The sequence below is a fragment of the Noviherbaspirillum agri genome, from assembly GCF_054780595.1.
This window is the reverse complement of record NZ_BAAGWA010000006.1, coordinates 46,271-64,910: the sequence shown is the minus strand read 5'-3', so window position 1 is coordinate 64,910 and position 18,640 is coordinate 46,271. Positions and strand designations below refer to the sequence as shown.

The window sequence follows — 18,640 nt, the reverse complement described above, 5'->3', positions numbered from 1 at the left end:
GCCGAACCGACCGACCAACCGACTGCCTGGCGTGAAGGAGAGTCATCATGCAAATCCATTCAGTGTATTTCTTCAGGCATCAAGGCGCCTGGCACCGCCCTTTCACCGGCGGATTCCTTGCTTTCTGCTTGATGCTTGCGGTGTACTTCGGCGCACTGACGCTCGTCTCGGGCTGGTCATTTGCCGTCAGCCAGTTCACCGAGTTCTGGCATTACATTCTGCTGCTGGCAGCGGGCTTCGGCCTGCAGGTAGCCCTGTTCGTCCGCCTGCGCGACCTCGTGCAATCGTCGAAACACACCAGGGCAGTCGTTGCTGCTTCCGGAACGACGTCCACCGCCGCGATGATTTCCTGCTGCGCGCATTACCTCGCGAATGTCGCGCCCGTTCTTGGCGCAACAGGGCTCGTGGCATTCGCAGCGCAGTTCCAGATGGAACTTTTCTGGATCGGCCTGCTGTTCAATGCCGCTGGCATCGTCTATGTGGGAAACAAGGTTTTCAAGGCAATCAAGAAGCATGAAAAATGTCTGGCATGAGCCTGCGCGCATTGGCGCTCGTTGCAGCACTGCTGTTCGTGAACGGCACATCGGCAACCCCATCGCTCGCCACCTTGAGCAACACCCAGTCGGCTGTCACCGTCAAGGTCACTCCCCGCGTGATGCAAGGCGACACGTGGGAGTTCGACATCATATTCGACACCCATTCGCAGGAACTCAAGGACGACTTGCTGGAGAGTGCGACGCTGGTTCCTGCCGACGGCTCGCCTGTTCCGCCCACGGAATGGAAAGGCGATCCTCCGGGAGGCCATCACCGCAAGGGCGTACTTCGGTTCAACGCCATCAAGCCGACTCCTGCCAGCTTCGAGCTGCGCATCGAGCGGCCGGGTGAACGGCAACCCCGTCTGTTCCGCTGGACCACGCAGTGAGGCCGAGACAACGGTAACAACAGGCCAAGCCGACAGGAACCGTGGACGAGTTAGCGTGCTCCGCTCCCGCAACCACCCATCATGCCGGGTGGCCCTCTGCGCGCAGGCATCGCTTTCAGGTCGATCACGCCATCCCTGTTCTTCATGACGTCGAACATGCCCTCATGGAACTTCATAAACTCGTCCTTCGATAACATGCCATCTCCATTCGTGTCGGCACTCTGCATGCCCATCCCCGGTCCAGGGCCCGGTCCGGTTCCCTGCATGCCCGGGCAGCCCTGATACGGACCGGCACCTCGCGTTGCACAACCGGCCGCAAGAACCATGATGGGAACAAGCACCCACATTGACTTTTTCATGACCCCCTCCTTTCCACTGTAAAGAACCCGGCTTTGTGGTCCAGAAAGCTGGACCACAACACGCCACGTTCTTTTTGAACAGTATTCGCAGGAAAAGATCGGCTAACGCCAACAAGGCTGCCGGCAGCCTCTGATATGGATCATGAAAGTTCATTGCGCGATGCAGTCCGACGGCGCGCAATCCACAGGAGAACCGTGCCGGCCAGCACCGCAGCGAATAACGTCAGCTGCCCCGGCGTTGCCCCGGCATCTTGCAACCGGCGAAAGACCCCACCCGCGCCATAACCGGCCGCGCAGATTCCTGCCGACCAGATCACAGCCCCAATGAAGTCTAGGGCAAGAAAACGCAACGCCGAGATCCTACCCATTCCAAGTGCCAAAAGGCCGGCAATGCGCATGCCATACAGGAAACGCAAGATCAGTACGAGGATGACGTGATGCCTGTGCATCAATTGGTCCAGCCGCTCCCTCCTGAGCTGTAATGAAGGAAATTGGTGCAGGACGCGCGGGCCAAAGCGGCGGCCGGCAAAGAAGTATGGCAAGTCTCCGAGGAAGCTCGCGACGGCGGCAATCCCCATCACAACCGGGAGCGCGAGATGACCGTGATAGGCCGCAAGACTTCCGGCGAGCAGCACCGCTTCACCTTCCAGAAAACTGCCCAGTGCCACCGCAAAGTACCCATAGGCCTGTATTAGATCAGCAATGTTCATGTGCTCTGTTATTAATTGATAAGCCGGAAGTCGTAACGAAAACGATGAGTCGCCAACACAGGCCCGTCGGCTCTTGCGACTCCGGGAATAGAGCTTGAAAGAGGGACAAAAGTTGCAGGTTGTCTTGCAGGCGGGAAAGTGCAGCCGCCGCGGCGAGACGCCCGCCGCTCGGTATTGTTAAAAGCTCTGCGTGTTGCGGCTGGGCTGAAAACTGTCAGTCCACGGCTTTTCCCCTTCCCGCCCCGCACGCATGGCAGGCGGATAAACGCCGCCGGCGGTTGCCCTTTCGGCAGGGAGCAGCTCTGAGCACCCCAATCCGTTCCTCAAGCAGCCAGTCTTTAGGGGGATGTCCAAGGAAGAACGCATGCGCCATCCCGGGGATCGTTTTCATGCATATAGAGCCACAATCCGTCGCTTTTCAACCACCGCGCGTGTTTGCAGGCCCTCGGTTGCCGGCCAAATCTTGATTCCGATGGATGCGGTCAATATGATGTGGCTTTCGGCCGTTCATGAGAGCCTGAAGTGACAGACTTTCCCCCACTCGCTGATTCGCAGAACGAAGTGCTCTCCGATGATGACGAAACACTGACAGACACGGAAGCCCAGTTCCTGGAGTTCTTTGAATCCATGTCTGAAGAAAACCAGGCAGCACTTACCCGAGTTGCGCAGTACCTTGAGGCACATCCGCAGGACGAGCCACTGACCAAGGAAAAGCTGCGGGAACTCTTTTTTAGTGCAAAAAGTCTGCAGTAAAGAAACGCACATATTCGTTTTCTTTGCAGGACGACATATTGCATCGAGTCGTCATTGCTGATATGCATTATCAGATGACCAACATTTGACTCGCGTCGTTGCGTTGTTGGCATTCCCGTGTTTTTATATCAAGACCACCGACAGTAGTACGCAGAGCACAAGGACGACAACATGACGGATCAAGAATCGCTTTCCCAGCAAACATACGACCCGAATCGACTGCTCGACACGCTTATCGAGCGTCTTAACCTGAAAAATGATGCCGCCCTGTCGCGCACGCTTGGCGTCGCACCGCCGGTCATCAGCAAGATCCGGCATGGACGCTTGCCCGTGGGCGCATCGATGCTGATCCGCATGCACGAAGAAACGGGGCTGAACATCAGGGAACTGCGTGAACTGATGGGCGACAGGCGCAACAAACTGCGTATCAGTAATGTGGAAGGCATGCCCAAGGAATCGTCCCCGCGACCAGCTGATCAGGTAAATCAGGCAGAGTAGCTGCCTTCCCAGAAAGCAGCAGAGCTTTTGCACCGCCCCGAGAAGTATCCTCCCGAGGTTTCCTTGGGCGGCTGGGATCTTATCGGTGCAGCCTATCGATCTCTTGCTGCAGACGCTGCTGCTCGACTTTCTGCTGCAGCAGTTGTTGTTGCTGGCGCAGATCTGACTGCAATCGCTGCTGATCGAGCTCGCGTTGCACCTGCATTTGCTGCAGGTGTCGTTGCGTCTGCTGTAGCTGCAACTGCGTAGCAAACGCGTCTGCCTGCCGCTGTCGATCAGCAGCCTGCTGTTCCGTGACCTGTGCAAAAACCGACGACGCAACACCCGGCACGACGATCAGGGCGAATATCGATGCGAGTGCATACATAACCAAGCAGACAGGGACAGCTTTTTGAGAAAGCGGCGCGAGTTTCGGTCCCGCGCCGGCGAGAACGATGGCAGTTCGACATCGGCCAGCACACAGCGTTCTCTTCGCACCCTGCCCTCCCCGTTCCCCGGCATGTATTGCAGACGAAGGCAAAGATATGCTCAGCACCACTCGCCACGCATTCAGCGCATAGAGATGCGCTTGTACAACCGACCAGCCTGCGTTATCGATTCTCTCGAGAGGCAAGGCCTCGATGGCGAGGACAACGATGGGAATTTTCAAGATTTGCGGATGACCGCATGAGCGAGGGAAATCTGGCGGAGACTGTGAGATTCGAACTCACGGACGGGTCACCCCGTCGGCAGTTTTCAAGACTGCTGGTTTAAACCGCTCACCCAAGTCTCCGTTTCACTTCACTGACAAGGTATTGCACTGGAATGCGGGCGCACTCCTCTCCGGTCAGTTTTCGTGCAGTGCGCATTATACCTAACTCATCGTGGATTGCCGAACGCACCGGCTCGATAAATTTCAATCGGTCAAAAACATCTGTTGCAAGTCATTCAGGAATCGTCTCCCCAGCTCCGTCGGCTTGATGACCTGATGATCACGATAGAGCAGTCCTTTTGCTTCAGCAGCATTGAGTTGCCGTTCGATGGCATTGAGCGTGAGCCCGGTCCTCTCGGCAAACAGGTTGGGAGAGAATCCCTCATTCAGCCGCAGTCCATTGAGCATGAACTCAAAGCCAATATCCTCGCGCGCCAGTTCAAATTCTTCCTGCACGGGCTGCCCCGAACGCGCCTGCTCCATGTACGACTTGGGCTGCTTGTAACGCATCTGGCGAATGATCCGGTGCGGGAATGAAATCTTCGAATGCGCTCCAGCACCAATGCCGAGATAGTCGCCAAACTGCCAGTAATTCAGGTTATGCCGCGCCTGCCTGCCGGGTTGCGCATACGCAGAGACCTCGTAATGCGCATACCCGGCATCGCCGGTCAGCTCCGCAATCATGTCCTGGATCTCTGCGCTTGCGTCATCATCCGGCACAACGGGCGGATACTTGGCAAAGTACGTGTTCGGCTCCAGCGTCAGGTGATAGAGCGACAGGTGCGGCGGCGCAAAGGCGATCGCCGTCGCGACATCCCGTTGCGCCTCTTCCAGCGTTTGCGATGGCAGAGCGTACATCAGGTCGAGGTTGAAGTTGTCGAAGTTCGCATGTGCGATGTCGACCGCAAGGCGTGCCTCGTTTTCGTCATGGATGCGGCCCAAGGCCTGCAGGTGACGCGCATTGAAGCTCTGGATGCCGATCGACAGGCGATTGATGCCGCTTGCCCGGTATGACTTGAACTTGTCCGCCTCGAACGTTCCGGGATTGGCCTCCATCGTGATCTCAGCGGCACCGTCGAGCGGAAGCAACGTACGGATGTCGGACAGCAGACGATCAAGTCCAGCAGCGGACATGAGGCTCGGCGTGCCGCCGCCGATGAAGATCGTATAGATCTTGCGCCCCCAGATCAGCGGCAGCGCCTGCTCCAGGTCGCTGCGCAAAGCTGCCAGGTACTCATCTTCGGGAAAACCGCCCTTGACCTCATGCGAGTTGAAATCGCAGTACGGACATTTGCGCACGCACCACGGGAAATGCACGTACAGAGCCAGCGGCGGCAATGCCGACAGATGCAGAGCGCCAGGCTTCAGGAAGGCCGCTGCGGCTTGTGCCGGCGATGAAGGTGTGGGTTTTTCACCTGCCGGGACAGGCTTAATTGGAATCATCGTAATTTTTCAACCAGTTGGCGCAAGGCTTGCCCGCGATGCGACAGCGCGTTCTTTTCTTCAGCCGAGAGCTCCGCAACAGTCTTGCCTTGCGCGGGCAACCAGAAATGCGGGTCATAGCCGAAACCGCCCTCGCCGCGCGCATTTGTGACGATCTCGCCATTCCAGCGACCTTCCGCAATGACAGGCTGGGGGTCGTCGGCATGGCGCACGAACACAAGTGCACAGTAATAATAGGCCGACTTGTCAGTATGTGCAGCGAGGTCGGCAATCAGTTTCTGATTGTTGCGCGCATCCGATTTCGGCTCCCCGGCATAGCGTGCAGAGATGACGCCCGGCGCACCGCCCAGAGCATTAACACAAACGCCGGAATCGTCGGCCAGCGCCGGCATGCCGGTCAGCCGCGACGCATGGCGGGCCTTGGCGAGTGCGTTTTCCACAAAGGTCAGATGCGGCTCTTCCGCCTCCGGCACATTGAATTCGCGCTGTGGGTGCACATCAAACCCGATGGGCGCGAGCATCTCGTTGAATTCTTTCAATTTGCCTGCGTTATTGGAGGCGAGTACAAGGACTTGTGTCATGGCAGTAAAAACGAAACACGCGGCTGTGCCGCGTGTCGGTTATGAAAACAATGAATCGGTTTTGTTCAGGCCGGCAGTCCGAGCGCTTTCTGCTGCAGGATGATCAGCTCGGAAATCCCCAGCTGGGCAAGGTCGAGCAAGCGGTTCATCGTTGCCCGGTCGAATGCTTCGCCTTCGGCAGTCCCTTGCAACTCCACAAATCCACCTGTATCCGTCATTACGACGTTCATGTCAGTGTCGCAGTCCGAGTCCTCGACATAATCAAGATCGAGTACAGGCATGCCGCGATAGACGCCAACGGAAATGGCTGCAACGAAGTGCTTGACCGGAATCGCTGGAATCACATTCGCCTGCGCCAGTTTGGCGAATGCATCGTAGGCAGCAACCATTGCGCCGGTAATCGCAGCCGTGCGCGTGCCACCATCCGCCTGGATAACGTCGCAGTCCAGATGCAGCGTTCGCTCGCCGAATGCCGCCAAGTCGAATGCAGCCCGCAACGAGCGGCCGATCAAGCGCTGGATTTCCTGAGTGCGGCCGGACTGCTTGCCTTTCGCGGCTTCGCGATCCATGCGGGTATGCGTCGAGCGCGGCAACATGCCGTACTCGGCCGTCATCCAGCCCTGCCCCTTCCCCTTCAGGAAGGGAGGCACTTTCTCCTCGATGCTGGCAGTGCAGATCACCTTGGTGTCGCCAAACTCGACCAGTACCGAACCTTCGGCGTGCTTGGTGTAATCGCGGGTCAGGCGAACGGTGCGCAATGCATCGGCCGCACGTCCGCTCGGACGTTGTTCAAACTGCATGGGGAAACCTTAATTCTTGGATGTTAATTCTTGGAAGTTAAGCGGGAAGTCTTTTCGATCGCACCGCGGATTTCCTCGATCGCCTTTTCGATCTCGTTTTCGTTAAATACGTCAACTTGCTCGAGGTCCGCGTGGCGGGGAGCCTGGATTGTGGTTGTCACCGTACCAACCGGCAAGGTGTGCGTCGTGATGGTCGTCGGCGAATCCTGTTGCACACCACCGCCTTCCCACATCATGGCCAATGCCGTCACGTTGTCGCTGGACTTGCCAGCTATGCTGGTGGCGGTACGCAGCATGTCGGGCACAGCGCGCACGACCGTATTCTCGTTCAGTGTCTGCGCCAGAACATGGTCCGGCAGCACGGACCACAGCCCGTCGGAACAGAGCAGGAGCACATCACCCGGCTGCAGGCTGGCGCGACGCGACAGTTCCACGATTGGCATGTTGGGTGCACCGAGGCAGTTGAAGAGCTTGTTGCGGTCTGGATGCGTGTCGCGCTCGGACGGATCAACCTTCCCTTGTGCAATCAGGGTCTCGATGCGCGAATGGTCGCGCGTGCGCGCGAGAATCTGGCCTTGGCGCATCCAGTACAGGCGAGAATCACCACAATGCGCCCAGTAGGCGCTGTTGTGCTGGACCACGCAAGCGACGATGGTTGTGCGCGGCGTTTCTGGCAGATTGTTGATTGCGCGATAACGATGGATTTCGCGGTGGGCAGCAAGGAAGCTGTCTTCCAGGAACTTTTCCGGCTTTTTCACGTACGGATTGGCGTTCTGCTGGAACAAGGTGCCAATCGTCTGCAATGCAATCGTCGCTGCGACCTCACCCTGCAGGTGCCCACCCATGCCATCGGCAACGACCAGCAACAACGAGTCGCGGGTAAAGCTGTAGCCCATGCGGTCCTGGTTATTCTTCCGGCCGCCGATATGGCTTTCTTGATAGACAGAAAATCGCATGAGCGTAGTTAGCGTGTGTTATGTACGGATGTATTACCGGTGTGCGCACTCTTGTCGCCACTGCTGAACAAACCGCGCAGCTTGGTAGAAATTTTCTCCATCAAGGCTGTCTCTTTCTTCTCGGGTACCGGTTCGCGCAGTGTTTTCTGCACAGCGAATACGCTCTGCGGCCGCTCCAGCGGGTCGATATGCAGGCACCAGCGGATCACCCCGATCAGTTCCTGAGAATACATGCCCTCGAGCTTGCGGAAATGTTCTTCCATCTTGTCATTGGTCTTGCGCTGGTCCGCAGGCTGCGGAGGCGCTCCCACCATGCAAGCGAACATTGACGCGCCGATGCTGTAGATGTCCGTCCACGGACCGAGGTTTCCGTTCTTCGTGTAAAGCTCGGGCGGCGCGAAACCGGGCGTGTACATAGGGTACAGCTTCGGCATGTCCGTCTTCAGTGTCTGCCGTGCGGCGCCGAAATCGAGAAGAATCGGCGTGCCGTCCATGCGCAGGTAAATATTGGCCGGTTTCAGGTCAAGGTGCAGCAACTTGTTCGCATGTACCTCACGCAGTCCGTTCATCACCTGGTTGAACATTTTGCGGATGAAGCGTTCCGATACCAAAGGTCGCTCGCCCTTGTCGCGGCGGCGCAGAATATGATCCTGCAAGGAACGTCCCGACTCGTACGCCATCACCATGTAGACGGTGTCATTGGCGCGGAAGAAATTGACGACACTCACCACATTCGGATGCGAGATCCGTGCGAGTGCCCGACCTTCTTCGAAAAAGCACTTCAGGCCGATGCGAAACACCGGCAGGTTTTCCGCCGAAATTGCGGGAACGAGTTCACCCGGTTGACGCAATGCCAAGGAGCTCGGCAAGTATTCTTTGATGGCCACAGCATTGCCATCTTCATCATATGCCAGATAGACAATACTGAACCCGCCGGACGCAATCTTCTTTACAATGCGGTATCCAGCAATTTCGAGTCCGTCCGGCAATGGAGCGTTGTTTTGCGCGGCCATGTTGTCCTAACCATTATGTACTTCGGATTGTGTTGATAAATCACTGTTTTGTAAAGCAGAAGGACTGAACCTTGACTATTTGCAGCATGACCGGATACGCGGTCACAACACGCGAAAGCGCTGCCGGAACCCTGACTGTGGAGCTCAAGAGCGTGAACTCCCGTTTCCTGGACCTGCAGTTCCGGATCAACGATGAGCTGCGCGCAGTGGAGCCCGCATTGCGCGAGGCGATTATGTCACGCGTCAGCCGCGGGAAAGTCGAGTGCCGCCTCAGTTTTGGCCGCAAGACTGCCGCGGAATCCGCACAAAACCTGAATACCACGCTGCTCGCTACGCTATCAAAACTGCAAGCCGACGTTCGCCAGCACTTTGCTGACGCGCCCGTCATGTCCGTCAATGAACTGCTGCGCTGGCCGGGCGTCATTGAAGAGCAGGAGATTGCGCAGGACACGCTGCAAGCCGACGTCCAGGCCGTGATGCAGGAGGCTCTCAACGCCTTTGTCGAGTCACGGAGCCGCGAGGGAGCGGCCCTGCAGGCGATGTTGCTTTCCCGCATAGATGAAATGGAAGCAATCGTTGCACGCATTGCTCCCCTGATTCCGCAAGCGATTACACAGTTTCAACAGAAGGCAACAGAGCGTATAAAGGAAGCGCTTGGACTGGCAACACAGAACAACACGGTTTCCCCGACGGTGTCACATGAAGAAGCACTTGAGCGCATCCGCCAGGAAGTCACGCTGTACGGTATCCGCATCGATGTTGCCGAAGAGCTTTCGCGACTGTCGACCCATCTGTCGGAAACCCGCCATATCCTGAAGAAAGGCGGACAAGTGGGAAAGCGACTTGATTTCATGATGCAGGAACTCAACCGCGAGGCGAACACAGTCGGCTCGAAGGCAGCTGTCAAGGAATTGTCAGACGCCTCCATGGCGATGAAGCTGCTGATTGAGCAGATGCGAGAGCAAGTCCAGAACCTCGAATAAGGCCGCACGCGCCTTTCAACACCCGCAACCGCATACCCTATGATCGACACAAATTTCTCTTCCGGCAGCCTTTTCATGGTGGTTGCCCCGTCCGGCGCAGGCAAGTCGACACTCGTCAACGCCCTGCTCGCCCAAGAGCCGTCCATCAAGTTATCGATTTCCTATACAACCCGCCAGCCACGGCCGTCCGAACAGCATGGTCGCGAGTATTTTTTCACGACGGTAGAGGATTTCCTCAAGCGTCGCGAAGCTGGGGAATTTTTGGAATCCGCTGAAGTCCACGGTAACTACTATGGAACCTCGCGCCTGATCATCGAGGCGGAAATGAAGGCTGGCACCGATGTGTTGCTGGAAATCGACTGGCAAGGCGCACAGCAAGTGAAAAAGCAGTTTCCGCACGCGGTGGAAATCTTCATTTTGCCGCCGTCGATTGCTGCGCTAGAGGAGCGCCTGAAGAACCGCGGCCAGGATGATCCCCACGTGATTACCCGCCGTATCTTGGCCGCCGGCGGCGAAATCGCGCACGCCCCGGAGTCTGAATATGTTATTATTAATCAAGAGTTTGCGACCGCTTTGTCCGAATTAACAGCTATCGTCAAAGCGACCCGTTGCCGTTTCGCACAGCAAGCTGCCCGCAACGCATCCCTGTTCGCCCAACTGGGCATCCACGCGAATTTAAGCTGATCCCAAGTTTATAGGCATATTTTTTAGGAGCACGTATGGCCCGTATCACCATTGAAGACTGCCTCAAGCAAATCCCGAACCGCTTTCAACTGACACTGGCCGCCACTTACCGCGCACGCCAGCTGCTTCAGGGGCATACCCCGAAGGTCGAAGCGAAGGACAAGCCGACCGTCATCGCATTGCGCGAGATTGCCTCTGGCAAGGTCGGGCTCGAAATGCTGAAAAAAGTGCCGAGCTAGTTTCACCAAACCTGCTGCGGCTGATATGCTTCGAATATGAACCTGACGCCTGCAGATTCGACCCTATCAGTCGCTCAAGAAAGCCGGGCGACACCTGAACGCCCGGCCGCAAAAAATTCCGATACCCCCCCGAAGTCCGACCCAAACGCAGTGCAGAACACTGGCGTCGCGTCCGTAACGCTCCTCAACAACAAGCTGGCCGAATACCTTAGCCCTTCCGAGTTAAAGAAGGTCAAGGAGGCTTATCGCTTTTCCGATGAAATGCACTTGGGCCAGATCCGCAAGTCGGGCGAACCCTACATTTCCCATCCGATCGCCGTCGCGGAAATCTGCGCTGACTGGAAGCTTGATGCGCAGGCCATTATGGCCGCCCTGCTCCATGACGTGATGGAAGACCAGGACGTCAAGAAAGAGGAGTTGATCGAACGCTTTGGTGCACCGGTCGCCACCTTGGTAGACGGTTTGTCAAAACTGGACAAGATCGAATTTCAGAGTCAGATCGAGGCACAGGCGGAGAACTTCCGGAAGATGCTGCTGGCAATGGCGCGCGACGTGCGCGTCATCCTGATCAAACTGGCCGACCGCCTGCACAACATGCGCACGCTCGGCTTCATGTCGCCCGAGAAGAAGCGCCGCATCGCCCGCGAGACGATGGAGGTCTATGTACCCATCGCCCACCGGCTCGGCTTGAACACGATCTATCGCGAGCTGCAAGACCTCGCGTTTTCGCATCTCTATCCGGTGCGCTACAAGACCTTGTCCAAAGCGGTCAAGGCGGCGCGCGGCAACCGCCGCGAAGTGGTGAGCAAGATCCTGGATGCCGTCAACAACACACTCGCAGCGACAGGCATCCCGGCGCAGGTTTATGGTCGTGAAAAGACGCTGTACGGCATTTACCGCAAGATGCGCAACAAGCACCTGTCTTTCTCACAGGTGCTGGATGTCTACGGCTTCCGTATCGTGGTTGACAGCTTTGCAAACTGTTACGTGGCCCTCGGCACGTTGCATGCGCTGTACAAGCCGATGCCCGGCAAGTTCAAGGACTACATCGCCATCCCGAAGCTCAACGGCTACCAGTCCCTGCACACAACGCTGATTGGCCCTTACGGCACTCCGGTTGAATTTCAGATCCGTACGCAGGAAATGCACCGCGTTGCCGAGGCCGGTGTTGCGGCACACTGGCTGTACAAGAACGAGGATGCCAGCCTCACCGACCTGCAGCAGCGCACACATGCCTGGCTGCAGTCGCTGCTCGACATCCAGAAGCAGACCGGCGACTCCGCGGAATTCCTCGAGCATGTCAAGGTCGATCTGTTCCCGGATTCCGTCTACGTGTTCACGCCGAAATCGAAGATTATCGCACTGCCGCGCGGTGCGACCGTCCTCGATTTCGCCTACACGATCCACACCGACATCGGCGACCAGGCGATCGCCGCGAAAGTTAACCACGAACACACGGCATTACGCACCGAGCTGCGCAATGGCGACATTGTCGAGATCGTCACGGCGCCCGCATCGCGTCCGAACCCGAACTGGCTAACCTTTGTACGCACCGGCAAGGCACGATCGGCGATTCGCCACCACCTGCGCACCATCAACCTTGCGGAATCGACCGAACTCGGCAAGCGCCTGTTGACGCAGTCTTTGGCCACGCTGCACATCGATCCCCAGTTGCCGGATCACCTGGTCGATAAGCTGCTGAACGAATCGAGTGCGAAATCAGTCGACGAACTCTATGCCGACATCGGCGTAGGAAAGCGGATGGCGACCTTGGTTGCACGTCATATCCGCAACATGATGGAAAGCGACATCGCCAATCCGCTCCCGCCGATTGACAGCGAACGACCGGCAGGCAAACTCGATCCGGTTGTCATCAATGGCAACGAGGGGGTGTCGGTGCAGTTCTCGACGTGCTGCCTGCCGATTCCCGGCGACCGCATCATTGGCCAGCTCAAGCGCGACCAGGGCATTAGCGTGCATAACACCGACTGCGAGCTCGCGCGGCGCCAGTATGCAAAAGAGCCGGACCGCTGGATTGAGCTGGTATGGGACAAGGAGCTCAGTCGCCGCTTCGACTGCCGCATCAAGGTACTCGTGAATAACGAAAAAGGCGTACTGGCACGCGTCGCCGCCGAAATCGGTGAATCCGACGCCAATATTACCTATGTCGGGATGGACGACGACCGCGAGCATCTGATGAAGCAGCTGCGCTTCACGATCCAGATCGAGGATCGCATCCACCTTGCGCGCCTCATGCGGAATGTGCGACGCATTCCAGGCGTCGCTCGCATCCTGCGCGAACGCGGATCAAGCTAAGGTCCTACCTGACACCCACTCAGACTGCGTGATGGATGCTCTTGTGCATCCGGCGCAGCCCCATCCATACGCCAGCGGCAACGACCGGCACCAGCAGCCCGGTCGCCACATCCGGATTGAACGTCCAGCCGATCGCCTTCAGCGCCTTGCTGGCGTAGCTTAGCAAACCCACCATGTAATACGAGATCGCGGCGACGGACAGCCCCTCAACCGCCTGCTGCAGGCGCAATTGTTGCGCCGCTCGCGCGTTCATCGATTGCAGGATCTGCCGGTTCTGCCTTTCCTGCACGATGCCAACCCGCGTGCGCAGCAAGTCATTGGTATGCGCAATCCGTTCGGCCAGCGCCTCCTGGCGGCGCGCCATCGCCTCACAGGTGTTCATTGCAGGGGTCAGACGCCGATCCATGAACTCGCCAACCGTCAGGATGCCGTCGATGCGAATCTCGCGCAGTTCTTCAATACGCGCATTCACCAGCCGGAAGTACGCCTGGGATGCGGAGAAGCGGTAGCTGTTCTCCAGCGACAGCTTCTCGACCCGCGCCGCGAGGCCGGTAATGTTGCTCAGCAGCGCCTGCTCCTCTTCCGCATCGGCCAACTGGGCACCTTTTGATGTATCTGCATTAACCATCGCCGCAGTCAACGTTGCCAGCTCCCCTTCAATCTTATTCAATACCGGAGCGGCACATTGCGCCTGCGGCAATCCCAGCAGGGCCATCATCCGGTAGGTTTCAATTTCGAGCACACGTTGCACGAGGCGGCCTGCCTGCTGATCACGCAGGCCGACATCGCGAATCACGAAACGACTGAAACCGTCCGACTGGATCAGGAAATCGGTCCAGATTTCGCCGCCTTCGAGCACATGGCTGCCGACAAGCATGTTCCCTTCGAAGACGCGTCGCAGCGTGCCGGCGAATTCTTCTGATGAGCCCTTGCTCTGGTCGAGCACCACATGGGCCGCGACCATGATTTTCCCTTTCAGCCCCATCAGCCAATCCTGCGGAATCTGGAACAGTGGCACCCGCTCGAACGCCTCTGCAGGCGGCAGTGCGGCGTCATGTCGCTCGGCGAAGGTATAAGTGGCGAACTCGGTGTGGCACTCCCACTTCAGGCGAAAGCGGCCAAAATTATGAAAGAAGTACTTCGCTTCCGGTCCGGGGGCCGTGACGCCAAAATGCGCGCACAAGGCCGCCAGAGTCGAATGCTGGATTGCGGCGTTGGAGAAGTTGGAGGTGGCATCGTCGCGTGCGTAGACAGCCAGATGCGTCAGGCTCTCTGGGGCGTCGAGGCGAAGATAAGGACGTGAATGCACTTCTGCAGCCAGCGGCACTCGCAGAGCATGGTTCAGACTGGAATAGACAATGGGCATGGAATCTCGGAAGTTTTCTAGATTTGTTTACCGCAGCAAATCATGGGCCGCATAGATGACGGCGCCTTGACGACAATGACATGCAGCGCACCCCGGCTGTTGGCCGGCATGGCTCCTGAAATGCGTCAGAAATTGCCTGGAACGTCGAAAACAGGCGGGTATACGCCCAACGTTCCTACTTTGCTGGGTAGCTGACTTCGAGGATCGTAAGCTCATCCATTCCGGCGGGCGTCTTGAGCACCACCGAGTCACCTTCGCGCGCCTTTGTCAGCGCGCGTGCTACCGGAGAAATCCAGCTGATCTTACCATTCAACGGATCAAGTTCGTCAATGCCGACGATGGTGATTGTGTGTTCTTCGCCCGACTGGTTTTCGTAGGTGACCGTCGCGCCGAAAAACACCTGGCCGCTGCCATGGTGCACGCTGGGGTCCACCACCTCGGCGATGTCGAGGCGCTTTGTCAGGAAGCGGATGCGGCGGTCAATCTCGCGCAAGCGGCGCTTACCGTAGATGTAGTCACCGTTTTCGGAGCGGTCGCCGTTGGAAGCCGCCCACGAAACGATACGTACGACTTCGGGGCGCTCGACATCGATCAGATGCAGCAGCTCTTCTTTCATGCGCCGGTGGCCTTCGGGCGTCATGTAGTTCTTTGTGCCGGCAGGAATCGCTGGAATCGACGCATCCAAGTCGTCGTCATCGTTGTCGGACTCTTTGACAAATGCCTTGTTCATAACCGCCTATTTTAGCGGCTCTCGCACACCGCGAGGGCGCTGCGCGAAGACACCGATAACCTTAGGCAACATCTCATTAGCCCAATTCGACATGGCACATGCAGAAACCAGCATGAAGGAAGCGGGAGCCATGGATCATCCGATGCGTTTCACCGGGCGCCCAACCGCTTGACCCACGACAGTCAACCCGGATTCCAGTGTGAACTTCGCGCCAGCGTCTTTCGCCAGCACCTGGACAAGATAAGGCATCAACTCGCGCAGCTGCGCCTCCAGCGTCCACGGTGGATTGATGATAAACATCCCGCTACTGTGCAGTCCGAAACCGTCCGGCGCCGGGCTGCTGATCGACAGCGTGACGTCCAGCCAGCCATTGCCGGGCAGCCGCTTGAGTTTATCCGGCAACTGGCGCGATTCCATGCGCTGCAGGACCGGATACCAGACGGCATAAGTCCCTGTGGGGAAACGGGTCAATGCATCGGCCAGCGTATCCTTCACACGGCGGTAGTCCTCCTTCACCTCATAAGGCGGATCGATCAGGACCAGGCCGCGGCGTGACGGCGGCGGAAGTAAGGCCTTCAGTCCGACAAAACCATCGCCCTTCTGGATCATTACGCGTTTGCCGCGCACCGAGCTTCTCTTTCCCTGCTCTGCAGCATGCGCTTCAAGCTTGCGGAAATTTTCTTCGAGGATTTTGCCGTCGCTCGGATGCAATTCAAACAGGCGGATCCGGTCCTGCTCGCGCGCGATCCTGTCCGCGCAATAAGGCGAACCGGGGTAGTAACGCATCTTGCCGCTCGGGTTCATGTCTTTCACAAGCTGAACGTATTCTGCAAGCGCGGGAGGCAGGTCGGTGCGGTCCCACAGGCGCGCGATACCTGTTTCGTATTCGGCATTCTTCGCGGCGTAACCTGTATCAAGCGCATACACGCCCGCTCCGGCGTGCGTGTCGATATACATGTACGGCGTCTCTTTCTGGCCGAGGTAGCGCAACAACTGGATAAGGACCGTGTGCTTGAGCACGTCGGCATGATTACCAGCATGGAAGGCGTGGCGGTAACTCAGCATAGGGGAAGCCTGTGGAGGTGTGGAGAAGAAAGGGCGCTCATTGTATCAATTCCGCCCTCGAGTGACGGCCAAGTCTGCACTCCGCTCATCATGGCAGACGCAGTCGCTGCTGCTGGCGGCGTTCTGGAGGTTCTGCAGTATCCCGCACTGCCTTGCCGTCAAATGGGTCTGGCAGGCGTTGCGCAGGTTTTCCAACTGCTGCTGCAACCGCTGCAGGGATGCGATTTGCAATTGCGTCTGCTCGATGTGCCGATCCAGCAGCGCGTCGATTTCATCGCAAGCCAGTTCAGGCTGAGCTTGGAAGCGCTGCAATACGCGTACGTCACCGAGCGACATGCCAAGCGAACGGCAATGGCGAATAAAGAGCAGCCGCTCGGCATCCTGCTCGCCGTACTGGCGGTAATTCCCCTCGCTGCGCGGCGGTTCCGGCAGCAATCCTTCCCGCTCGTAATACCGAATGGTTTCTACGTCACATCCGGTTCGTTTTGCCAGTGCGCCAATCTTCATTTGCCCGTCCTCTCATCAGTGCTTAACCTTATAGTAGTTACAGGGTCTGCAATAGGCAATATCCATCAAGGGATAAACATGTGAAAGCATTGCCGCGCGAATGCCTGTGCACCACCTCATTGGCGAATCCCCCTCGTCGACAACGGACTGCGGATCGCACTTGCCGTCAATGCATTGTTTGGGATGGGCTTGCCCCGCATCCCTTCGGGGACTGTAATACGCCAAGTGCACCGGGAAATGATGGTCATGGCGCTTCCGTGCACCGGCGCAACGCATCTAGCGATTTAAGGCCGAATGGCTGCATGTAGTGCGTCAGAGCTCCGGAACCTGCAGCATTCCTTCATACGTAGTTTTAGCCGAGGCGATCAGCCATAAAAAAACCGCATCCGTAGATGCGGTTTTTTGTTTGATTCCTTTAACCCAGCTCGGCTTTCGCCCTTTGCGGGCGGAGCCTTGCTGAAACTCGGATCAGTGAAACTGCTCTTCTTCGGTGGAACCGGTCAGTGCCTTGACGGAGGAAGAACCGCCCTGAATCACGGTGGTCACTTCGTCGAAGTAGCCAGCGCCGACTTCCTGCTGGTGCGACACGAAGGTATAGCCCTTGTCGCGTGCAGCGAATTCCGGCTCTTGCACCATGTTGACGTAGTGCTTCATGCCTTCGCCGCGAGCGTACGAGTGTGCGAACTGGAAGGTGTTGAACCAGTTGATATGGATACCGGCCAGCGTGATGAACTGATACTTGTAGCCGAGTGCGGACAGCTCGTCCTGGAACTTGGCGATCGTGCGATCGTCCAGGTTCTTCTTCCAGTTGAACGACGGCGAGCAGTTGTAGGACAGCAGTTTGCCCGGGCACTTGGCATGCACGGCTTGTGCGAATTCGCGTGCAAAGCCCAGATCCGGCGTGCCGGTTTCGCACCATACCAGGTCAGCATACGGAGCGTATGCAACACCGCGGCTGATTGCTTGCTCGAGGCCGTTCTTGACGCGGTAGAAGCCTTCCTGGGTGCGCTCACCGGTCAGGAACGGCTTGTCGTTTGCGTCGTGATCGGAGGTGATCAGGTTAGCTGCTTCTGCGTCGGTACGAGCCAGAACGATGGTCGGAACGCCCATGACGTCAGCTGCGAAACGTGCAGCAACCAGCTTCTCGATCGCTTCTTGCGTCGGAACCAGAACCTTGCCGCCCATGTGGCCGCACTTCTTCACTGCAGCCAGCTGGTCTTCGAAGTGAACGCCGGCAGCACCTGCAGCGATCATGTTCTTCATCAGTTCGAATGCGTTCAGGACGCCACCGAAACCAGCTTCAGCGTCAGCAACGATCGGCAGGAAGTAGTCGATGAAGCCTTCGTCGCCCGGATTGACACCACGCGACCACTGGATTTCGTCAGCGCGCTTGAAGGTGTTGTTAATACGGCGAACCATGGTCGGGACGGAGTCGTATGCATACAGCGACTGATCAGGGTACATGGTTTCGGAGGTGTTGCCGTCGGCAGCAACCTGCCAGCCGGACAGGTAAACAGCTTCCAGGCCTGCCTTGGCTTGTTGCATTGCCTGGCCAGCGGTGATGGCGCCGAAGGCGTTCACATAACCCTTCTTTGCGCCGCCGTTGACCTTGGCCCACAGCTTCTCGGCGCCTTCCTTGGCGAGCGTGTACTCGACTTGCTTGGAGCCGCGCAGACGGACGACGTCTTCAGCGGTGTAGTTGCGCTTGATGCCCTTCCAGCGGGGATTTTCGGCCCAGTCCTTTTCAAGTGCCTGGATTTGCTGTTCGCGAGATGCCATTGTCGTTCTCCTGTGGTGATGCAAGTAGAAAAGAAAAAGAAAACCTGGTGACTAAATAGTATGCCGTTTTTTGCGAGGCAACAAGGTCTTATATAAGACATATAACCAAATTTATTCTTTTTCTTTTCAATGACTTGCGCTTTTCGTTTCGCGATACAAAATGTTTTTTCTTAAAATGAAAAATTCTGGTGGTGCTATGCGTCGTGATTTTTCGCAATACGAAACGACCATTTCGGGTTGTGAAA

Annotated in this window: 21 protein-coding genes and 1 tRNA gene; 8 read left to right on the top strand and 14 right to left on the bottom strand. The window is 57.4% G+C overall.

What is annotated here, in order from left to right; all coding sequences use genetic code 11:
* The first annotated feature begins 47 nt into the window (after positions 1–47).
* Both ACYVIA_RS12410 and ACYVIA_RS12405 read left to right on the top strand, forming a co-directional pair.
* Positions 48–533: a hypothetical protein gene (locus tag ACYVIA_RS12410; protein ID WP_460841196.1), complete on the top strand. Its 486-nt coding sequence runs from the start codon at positions 48–50 to the stop codon at positions 531–533.
* Positions 521–922 (top strand): hypothetical protein, encoded by a 402-nt coding sequence (locus tag ACYVIA_RS12405; RefSeq protein WP_460841194.1) that lies wholly within the window; start codon positions 521–523, stop codon positions 920–922. Before ACYVIA_RS12410 ends, ACYVIA_RS12405 begins: the two co-directional genes overlap by 13 nt.
* A 50-nt stretch (positions 923–972) precedes the next feature.
* Here the strand turns inward: ACYVIA_RS12405 and ACYVIA_RS12400 are convergent, their stop codons facing one another.
* Together ACYVIA_RS12400 and ACYVIA_RS12395 are read right to left on the bottom strand one after the other, a co-directional pair.
* On the bottom strand, positions 973–1,281 hold the full coding sequence (locus ACYVIA_RS12400) for a hypothetical protein (protein WP_460841192.1): 309 nt from the start codon (positions 1,279–1,281) through the stop codon (positions 973–975).
* A gap of 140 nt (positions 1,282–1,421) precedes the next feature.
* Positions 1,422–1,991, bottom strand: a complete 570-nt coding sequence (locus ACYVIA_RS12395) for a DedA family protein (RefSeq protein WP_460841191.1) — start codon at positions 1,989–1,991, stop codon at positions 1,422–1,424.
* Positions 1,992–2,513: 522 nt separating this feature from the next.
* Here ACYVIA_RS12395 and ACYVIA_RS12390 point away from each other — a divergent pair.
* On the top strand, positions 2,514–2,744 hold the full coding sequence (locus tag ACYVIA_RS12390) for a hypothetical protein (RefSeq protein WP_460841190.1): 231 nt from the start codon (positions 2,514–2,516) through the stop codon (positions 2,742–2,744).
* Between the two features lie 171 nt (positions 2,745–2,915).
* Positions 2,916–3,242, top strand: a complete 327-nt coding sequence (locus ACYVIA_RS12385) for a helix-turn-helix domain-containing protein (RefSeq protein WP_460841188.1) — start codon at positions 2,916–2,918, stop codon at positions 3,240–3,242.
* 79 nt (positions 3,243–3,321) lie between these two features.
* Here ACYVIA_RS12385 and ACYVIA_RS12380 read toward each other — a convergent pair whose 3' ends face one another.
* From ACYVIA_RS12380 to ACYVIA_RS12350, 7 genes are all read right to left on the bottom strand, one after another.
* Positions 3,322–3,891: a hypothetical protein gene (locus tag ACYVIA_RS12380; RefSeq protein ID WP_460841186.1), complete on the bottom strand. Its 570-nt coding sequence runs from the start codon at positions 3,889–3,891 to the stop codon at positions 3,322–3,324.
* A gap of 33 nt (positions 3,892–3,924) precedes the next feature.
* Positions 3,925–4,014 (bottom strand) — tRNA-Ser (locus ACYVIA_RS12375).
* 123 nt (positions 4,015–4,137) lie between these two features.
* Positions 4,138–5,376, bottom strand: coding sequence for a radical SAM family heme chaperone HemW (hemW, locus tag ACYVIA_RS12370; RefSeq protein WP_460841185.1), 1,239 nt, complete (start codon positions 5,374–5,376; stop codon positions 4,138–4,140).
* Positions 5,373–5,957 (bottom strand): RdgB/HAM1 family non-canonical purine NTP pyrophosphatase, encoded by a 585-nt coding sequence (gene rdgB, locus ACYVIA_RS12365; protein WP_460841183.1) that lies wholly within the window; start codon positions 5,955–5,957, stop codon positions 5,373–5,375. The genes hemW and rdgB overlap by 4 nt, the downstream gene beginning before the upstream one ends.
* Before the next feature lie 65 nt (positions 5,958–6,022).
* Positions 6,023–6,757: a ribonuclease PH gene (gene rph / locus ACYVIA_RS12360; protein ID WP_460841181.1), complete on the bottom strand. Its 735-nt coding sequence runs from the start codon at positions 6,755–6,757 to the stop codon at positions 6,023–6,025.
* Positions 6,758–6,780: 23 nt separating this feature from the next.
* A complete protein-coding gene (locus tag ACYVIA_RS12355; protein WP_460841179.1) occupies positions 6,781–7,713 on the bottom strand; it encodes a PP2C family protein-serine/threonine phosphatase in 933 nt (310 codons plus the stop codon).
* An 8-nt stretch (positions 7,714–7,721) separates the two neighbouring features.
* Positions 7,722–8,726, bottom strand: coding sequence for a serine/threonine protein kinase (locus ACYVIA_RS12350; protein ID WP_460841178.1), 1,005 nt, complete (start codon positions 8,724–8,726; stop codon positions 7,722–7,724).
* 71 nt (positions 8,727–8,797) lie between these two features.
* Here ACYVIA_RS12350 and ACYVIA_RS12345 point away from each other — a divergent pair, with 71 nt between their 5' ends.
* Genes ACYVIA_RS12345 through ACYVIA_RS12330 form a run of 4 tightly spaced genes read left to right on the top strand, consistent with a single transcriptional unit; the run spans position 8,798 to position 12,948 of the window.
* The gene (locus ACYVIA_RS12345; protein ID WP_460841176.1) at positions 8,798–9,709 is read left to right on the top strand and encodes a YicC/YloC family endoribonuclease; all 912 of its coding nucleotides are present in this window, start codon (positions 8,798–8,800) and stop codon (positions 9,707–9,709) included.
* A gap of 39 nt (positions 9,710–9,748) precedes the next feature.
* Complete coding sequence (gene gmk / locus ACYVIA_RS12340) at positions 9,749–10,393, top strand: guanylate kinase (protein WP_460841174.1); 645 nt, start codon at positions 9,749–9,751, stop codon at positions 10,391–10,393.
* A gap of 35 nt (positions 10,394–10,428) precedes the next feature.
* Positions 10,429–10,632 carry a DNA-directed RNA polymerase subunit omega gene (gene rpoZ / locus ACYVIA_RS12335; RefSeq protein ID WP_019140733.1) on the top strand — a complete coding sequence of 68 codons (204 nt, stop codon included), beginning with the start codon at positions 10,429–10,431 and terminating at the stop codon, positions 10,630–10,632.
* 36 nt (positions 10,633–10,668) lie between these two features.
* Entirely contained in the window at positions 10,669–12,948 is a 2,280-nt protein-coding gene (locus ACYVIA_RS12330; protein ID WP_460841172.1) for a RelA/SpoT family protein, read from the top strand.
* A 19-nt stretch (positions 12,949–12,967) separates the two neighbouring features.
* On the opposite strand, the gene ACYVIA_RS12325 is transcribed toward ACYVIA_RS12330, so the two are convergent.
* From ACYVIA_RS12325 to aceA, 5 genes are all read right to left on the bottom strand, one after another.
* A complete protein-coding gene (locus tag ACYVIA_RS12325) occupies positions 12,968–14,314 on the bottom strand; it encodes a DUF3422 family protein (protein ID WP_460841171.1) in 1,347 nt (448 codons plus the stop codon).
* A gap of 175 nt (positions 14,315–14,489) precedes the next feature.
* Positions 14,490–15,044 (bottom strand): transcription elongation factor GreB, encoded by a 555-nt coding sequence (gene greB, locus ACYVIA_RS12320; protein ID WP_460841169.1) that lies wholly within the window; start codon positions 15,042–15,044, stop codon positions 14,490–14,492.
* A gap of 135 nt (positions 15,045–15,179) precedes the next feature.
* On the bottom strand, positions 15,180–16,109 hold the full coding sequence (locus tag ACYVIA_RS12315) for a 23S rRNA (adenine(2030)-N(6))-methyltransferase RlmJ (protein ID WP_460841167.1): 930 nt from the start codon (positions 16,107–16,109) through the stop codon (positions 15,180–15,182).
* A gap of 45 nt (positions 16,110–16,154) precedes the next feature.
* Positions 16,155–16,616, bottom strand: a complete 462-nt coding sequence (cadR, locus tag ACYVIA_RS12310) for a Cd(II)/Pb(II)-responsive transcriptional regulator (RefSeq protein ID WP_460841165.1) — start codon at positions 16,614–16,616, stop codon at positions 16,155–16,157.
* A 468-nt stretch (positions 16,617–17,084) separates the two neighbouring features.
* Complete coding sequence (gene aceA, locus ACYVIA_RS12305) at positions 17,085–18,395, bottom strand: isocitrate lyase (RefSeq protein ID WP_460841163.1); 1,311 nt, start codon at positions 18,393–18,395, stop codon at positions 17,085–17,087.
* Between the last annotated feature and the right edge of the window lie 245 nt (positions 18,396–18,640).